Below are 6,035 nucleotides of genomic sequence, written 5' to 3'. Positions count from 1 at the left end.
ATCCGCGATGAAAAGCATTTTAAGGTCCATAGGTTTCAGCTCTCGCCAAGGCATGGTCAGATCCTCGAAAACCGACCCTGCCAGTTAAAGACTGTTACCCATGTGCGTGAACTGATTTGTAACCCATGTGGGTGAGTCATACCGCGAGCGGTTTTTGCCTTCTTTTGCCCGCGTGCAAAAGAAGGTCGCCTTAAAGGCGAAAAGGTGAGTATGCGTCGCCATCGCCTCTGAATGCGCATACATCCATCAAAACCATCACCAACACTCTAAAGCCCGCCCGCCCGCCCGCCCGCCCGCCCGCGCACCCAGCCCGCCAAATCCCCCAAAACCAAAAGTTGGAAAGCTTCTTGCAAAGGCAGCGCCAGGCGCCACGCAGGCGTCAAAGTTTTGCTTGAAGAGGACTCGCGGTGGATCGCACTCAGTTAATCAGCAACGCCCGCAACAACCTGGCCGGTCTCGGCCGGGGCAATCTCGGCGTGCCGTTGCTGCTGCTGGTGATGTTGGCAATGATGATGTTGCCGATACCGCCGTTCCTGCTCGACGTGTTCTTCACCTTCAACATCGCCCTGTCGATCGTGGTGCTCCTGGTCTGCGTCTATGCGCTGCGTCCCCTCGACTTCGCAGCGTTCCCGACGATCCTGCTGGTGGCGACCTTGTTGCGTCTGGCGCTGAACGTTGCGTCAACCCGCGTGGTCATGCTGCACGGCCAGGAAGGCCATGGCGCCGCGGGCAAGGTGATCCAGGCCTTCGGTGAAGTGGTGATCGGCGGCAACTATGTCGTCGGTGCCGTGGTGTTCGCCATCCTCATGATCATCAATTTCGTGGTGGTGACCAAGGGCGCAGGGCGTATCTCCGAAGTGAGTGCACGATTCACCCTCGACGCCATGCCCGGCAAGCAGATGGCCATCGACGCCGACCTCAATGCCGGCCTTATCGACCAGGCCCAGGCCAAGGCGCGGCGCAGCGAAGTTGCCCAGGAAGCCGAGTTCTACGGTTCCATGGACGGTGCCAGCAAGTTCGTGCGCGGTGACGCCATCGCCGGCCTGCTCATCCTCTTTATCAACCTCATCGGTGGCATGCTCATTGGCATGCTGCAGCACGGCATGAGCTTCGGCGATGCCGGCAAGGTCTATGCCTTGCTGACCATCGGTGACGGTTTGGTGGCGCAATTGCCATCACTGCTGCTGTCCACCGCAGCCGCAATCATGGTCACTCGCGCCTCGGGCTCCGAGGACATGGGCAAGCTGATCAACCGTCAGATGTTCGATTCGCCCAAGGCGCTGGCGGTGTCTGGCGGCTTGATGATTGTCATGGGGCTGGTGCCGGGCATGCCGCACATGGCCTTCCTGGGACTTGGGGGGGTGGCCTGCGGTGGCGCCTACCTGCTCTGGAAAAAGCAGCAAAAGGCCAAGGTCGTGGCGCAGCAGGAGGCCCAGCGCCAGCAGGACCTGCTGCCTTCGCCGCAGCGTGCCATGGAAACCAAGGAACTGGGCTGGGACGACGTCACCCCAATCGACATGATCGGCCTTGAGGTTGGCTACCGGCTGATCCCGCTGGTCGACCGCAACCAGGGCGGGCAGTTGCTGGCGCGGATCAAGGGCGTGCGCAAAAAGCTCTCCCAGGACCTGGGCTTCCTCATGCCCACCGTGCACATCCGCGACAACCTCGACCTGCAGCCCAGTGCCTATCGCCTGACGCTGATGGGCGTGATCCTGGCCGAGGCAGAGATCTACCCGGACCGGGAGCTGGCAATCAACCCCGGCCAGGTGTTCGGCGCCCTCAATGGCATCGCCTCGCGTGATCCGGCGTTCGGCCTGGAGGCGGTGTGGATCGATGTTGGTCAGCGCGCCCAGGCACAGTCGCTGGGCTACACCGTGGTCGATGCCAGCACCGTGGTCGCCACGCACCTCAACCAGATCCTGCAGAAGCACTGCCACGAGCTGATCGGGCACGAGGAGGTGGTGCAACTGCTGCAGGTGCTGGCCAAGGTCTCGCCGAAACTGGCCGAGGAAGTGGTGCCGGGCGTCATTTCCTTGTCGGGCCTGCTCAAGGTCCTGCAGGCGCTGCTCGCTGAACAGGTGCCGGTGCGTGACATCCGCAGCATTGCCGAAGCCATCGCCAACAACCCGGCCAAGAGTCAAGATACCGCCGCGCTGGTGGCGGTGGTGCGCGTCGGATTGGCCCGCGCCATCGTGCAAAGCATTGTCGGCGTTGAGTCCGAGCTGCCTGTGATCACCCTGGAGCCAAGGTTGGAACAAATCTTGCTCAATAGTCTGCAAAGGGCCGGGCAGGGTCAGGAAGATGGTGTTCTTCTTGAACCGAGCATGGCCGAAAAGCTTCAGCGCTCGTTGATCGAGGCGGCCCAGCGTCAGGAAATGCAGGGCCAGCCGGCCATCCTCCTGGTCGCCGGCCCGATCCGCGCCATGCTGTCGCGCTTCGGTCGCCTGGCTGTACCGAATTTGCATGTTTTGGCGTATCAGGAAATACCTGACAACAAGCAAGTCACCATCGTTGCCACCGTGGGCCCGAACGGCTGAGGTAGTGGGTTATGCAAGTTAAGCGTTTTTTCGCCGCCGATATGCGTCAGGCCATGAAGCTGGTCCGCGATGAGCTCGGCTCCGACGCCGCCATCATCGGCAACCGACGCATCGCTGGCGGTGTCGAGCTGACGGCTGCGCTGGACTACAAGCTGTCCGCCCTGGCCCCGCGCGTGCCCAACGCGGAGCTAGAAGACGAGCTGCGCAAGACCCAGTCGCGCATCGTTACCGCCCAGGCCGAACTGACCGGGCGTGGCGATGCTGTCGAGGGCGGCAACCGGCAATTGTTCGCCGGGCAGCCGCTGACCGCTTCGGAACCGCTGGTCGAGCCACATGTCGATGAGCCCGCGCCGGTTGCCGCGCCAGCGTCGGCACCCGTTGATCCACGCCTGTTCGATGCCATGCGCTTCGAGCTGACTGGCTTGCGCGAGTTGCTCGAAGTCCAGCTCGGTTCGCTGGCCTGGAGCCAGCTGCAAGGCAGCAAACCGCAGCAGGCCAACCTCTGGCGCCGGCTGCAGCGCCTCGGCCTTTCCGGTGGCCTGGCCCGCGAGCTGCTCGACCTCACTGCCGGGATCGAAGAACCACGCCATGCCTGGCGCATGGTCTTGGCGCACCTGGCGCGGATGATCGACGTGCCCGAGATCGAACCGATCGAGGAGGGCGGGGTGATCGCCATGGTCGGCCCTGCCGGCATGGGCAAGACCACCACGTTGGCCAAGCTGGCCGCGCGTTACGTGCTCAAGTACGGCGCGAACAACCTGGCGCTGGTGAGCATGGACAGTTTTCGCATTGGCGCCCAGGAACAGCTCAAGACACTGGGCCGCATCCTCAATGTGCCGGTCACCTACGTCGATCCGGGCGAGTCGCTGGCTCAGGCCCTGGAGCCGTTGCTGCGCAAGCGTGTGGTGCTGATCGACACCGCTGGTCTGCAGGCCAGCGACCCGGCGCTGCGCATGCAGCTCGAGACCCTGGCCGGGCGCGGCATCGCCGCGAAGAATTACCTGGTGCTGGCGACCACCAGCCAGAAACAGGTGCTCACCGCCGCCTACCACAGCTACAAGCGCTGCGGCCTGGCCGGGTGCATCCTGACCAAACTCGACGAAACGGCCTGCCTCGGCGAAGTGCTGAGCCTGGCCATCAGTCATGAATTGCCGGTGGCCTATCTGACCGATGGGCCGCGCATTCCCGACGACCTGCAGCTACCGCGCAAGCACCAGTTGGTAAGCCGCGCCGTCAGTGTGCAGTTGCAGGAAGAGCCCAGCGACGAGGCCATGGCCGACATGTTCGCTGATCTGTACCACAACCCTGGCAAGCGCGCGGGTTGAGGGTGAATACTGTGCAAAGTACCTACATCATGGGGTTGCCCGGCCGGACCGAGGCCTTGAATGTTCAGCCCCTCATGTGGCCTGGGTCCAAGCGAGACAAGGTAAAGAACAGACATGGGTAGCATGCATCCCGTACAGGTGATCGCCGTGACCGGTGGCAAAGGTGGCGTCGGCAAGACTAACGTTTCAGTGAACCTGTCCCTGGCGCTGGCCGAGCTCGGCCGCCGGGTGATGTTGCTTGACGCCGACCTGGGCCTGGCCAATGTCGACGTTCTGCTGGGGCTCACGCCCAAGCGCACCCTCGCCGACGTGATCGAAGGTCGCTGCGAGCTGCGTGATGTGCTGTTGCAGGGGCCGGGCGGTGTGCGCATCGTCCCGGCGGCCTCCGGCACGCAGAGCATGGTGCACCTGGCGCCCGCGCAACACGCCGGCCTGATCCAGGCTTTCAGCGACATCGGCGACAACCTCGATGTGCTGGTGATCGACACGGCTGCGGGTATCGGTGACTCGGTGGTCAGTTTTGTCCGCGCCGCCCAGGAAGTGCTGCTGGTGGTGTGCGACGAGCCGACCTCGATCACCGACGCCTATGCGCTGATCAAGCTGCTCAACCGCGATTACGGGATGAATCGATTCCGTGTGCTGGCCAACATGGCCCAGAGCCCACAGGAAGGCCGCAACCTTTTCGCCAAGTTGACCAAGGTCACGGACCGCTTCCTCGACGTCGCCCTACAATACGTCGGTGCCGTGCCTTACGACGAATGCGTGCGCAAGGCCGTGCAGAAGCAGCGGGCGGTCTATGAGGCCTTCCCTCGGTCCAAGTGTGCGCTGGCGTTCAAGGCCATCGCGCAGAAGGTCGACAGCTGGCCGCTGCCTGCCAACCCGCGCGGGCACCTGGAATTCTTTGTCGAGCGCCTGGTGCAGCCCACCAGTGCAGGGCCGGTGCTATGAACGCGAGCGGTTTCAAGATGTACAGCAAGGCCGCCAAGGACGCGCAGTACGAGCTGATCGAACGCTACGCGCCGTTGGTCAAGCGTATCGCCTACCACCTGCTGGCTCGCCTGCCGGCCAACGTCCAGGTCGAGGATCTGATCCAGGCCGGGATGATCGGCTTGCTGGAAGTGGCCAACAAATACGATGCCAGCAAGGGTGCCAGTTTCGAAACCTACGCCGGTATCCGTATTCGCGGCGCCATGCTCGACGAGGTGCGCAAGGGCGATTGGGCGCCACGCTCGGTGCACCGCAACACGCGCATGGTCAGTGACGCGATCCGTTGTGTCGAAGCAAAGACTGGCCGCGACGCTAAAGATCACGAGGTTGCTGCCGAACTCCAATTGAGTCTCGATGATTACTACGGGATTCTGAATGACACCTTGGGCAGCCGCCTGTTCAGTTTCGACGACCTGCTGCAGGACGGCGAACATGAAGGGTTGCACGAGGACGGAGCCAGCGGCCAGCTGGAGCCGGCGCGGGACCTGGAAGACGAGCGCTTCCAGGCTGCGCTGGCCGATGCGATTGCCAACCTGCCAGAGCGCGAACGCCTGGTCCTGGCGCTGTACTACGACGAAGAGCTGAACCTCAAGGAAATCGGTGAGGTCCTGGGGGTCAGCGAATCGCGTGTCAGCCAGTTGCACAGCCAGTGCGCCGCGCGTTTGCGCAGCCGCCTTGGGGAGTGGCGGGCACGTTGAACCCGGGTTCAGTGCAGTCGTTTTTTTGTAGTGCCGAATTGATTGAGCGCGCGCTCGGCGCCGAGCGCGTTTAAGACTGCTTGGAGGTCTAATTGAACAAAGACATGAAAATCCTCATCGTTGACGACTTTTCGACGATGCGGCGGATCATCAAGAACCTGTTGCGTGACCTGGGTTTCACCAACGTCAAGGAAGCTGATGACGGCAACACGGCACTGCCGATGCTCAACAGCGAGAACTTTGATTTCCTGGTGACCGACTGGAACATGCCGGGCATGACCGGTATCGATCTGCTGCGCGCCGTGCGTGCCGACGAGCGTCTCAAGCACCTGCCGGTACTGATGGTCACCGCAGAAGCCAAGCGCGAGCAGATCATCGAAGCAGCCCAGGCCGGCGTCAACGGCTACGTGGTCAAGCCTTTCACCGCCCAGGCGCTGAAAGAAAAGATCGAAAAGATCTTCGAACGCGTCAACGGCTGAGTCACGTCT

The 6,035-nt window shown here is 62.6% G+C and carries 5 protein-coding genes; all 5 read left to right on the top strand.

Annotated features, from left to right (window positions below; all coding sequences use genetic code 11):
- The first annotated feature begins 407 nt into the window (after window positions 1-407).
- A complete protein-coding gene (gene flhA / locus ABZO33_RS25630; protein ID WP_414538324.1) occupies window positions 408-2,537 on the top strand; it encodes a flagellar biosynthesis protein FlhA in 2,130 nt (709 codons plus the stop codon).
- Window positions 2,538-2,548: 11 nt separating this feature from the next.
- Window positions 2,549-3,862 (top strand): flagellar biosynthesis protein FlhF, encoded by a 1,314-nt coding sequence (flhF, locus tag ABZO33_RS25625; protein WP_414538323.1) that lies wholly within the window; start codon window positions 2,549-2,551, stop codon window positions 3,860-3,862.
- Between the two features lie 114 nt (window positions 3,863-3,976).
- Window positions 3,977-4,810: a flagellar synthesis regulator FleN gene (gene fleN / locus ABZO33_RS25620; protein ID WP_023630864.1), complete on the top strand. Its 834-nt coding sequence runs from the start codon at window positions 3,977-3,979 to the stop codon at window positions 4,808-4,810.
- Entirely contained in the window at window positions 4,807-5,547 is a 741-nt protein-coding gene (fliA, locus tag ABZO33_RS25615; protein ID WP_038706555.1) for an RNA polymerase sigma factor FliA, read from the top strand. The genes fleN and fliA overlap by 4 nt, the downstream gene beginning before the upstream one ends.
- A 104-nt stretch (window positions 5,548-5,651) precedes the next feature.
- Window positions 5,652-6,026, top strand: a complete 375-nt coding sequence (locus ABZO33_RS25610; protein ID WP_217839637.1) for a chemotaxis response regulator CheY — start codon at window positions 5,652-5,654, stop codon at window positions 6,024-6,026.
- Window positions 6,027-6,035: the final 9 nt, after the last annotated feature.

This window comes from Pseudomonas sp. CAM1A (genome assembly GCF_047501685.1).
In the GTDB taxonomy this organism is placed as follows: Bacteria; Pseudomonadota; Gammaproteobacteria; order Pseudomonadales; family Pseudomonadaceae; genus Aquipseudomonas.
This window is presented reverse-complemented; position numbering and strand designations above follow the sequence as displayed.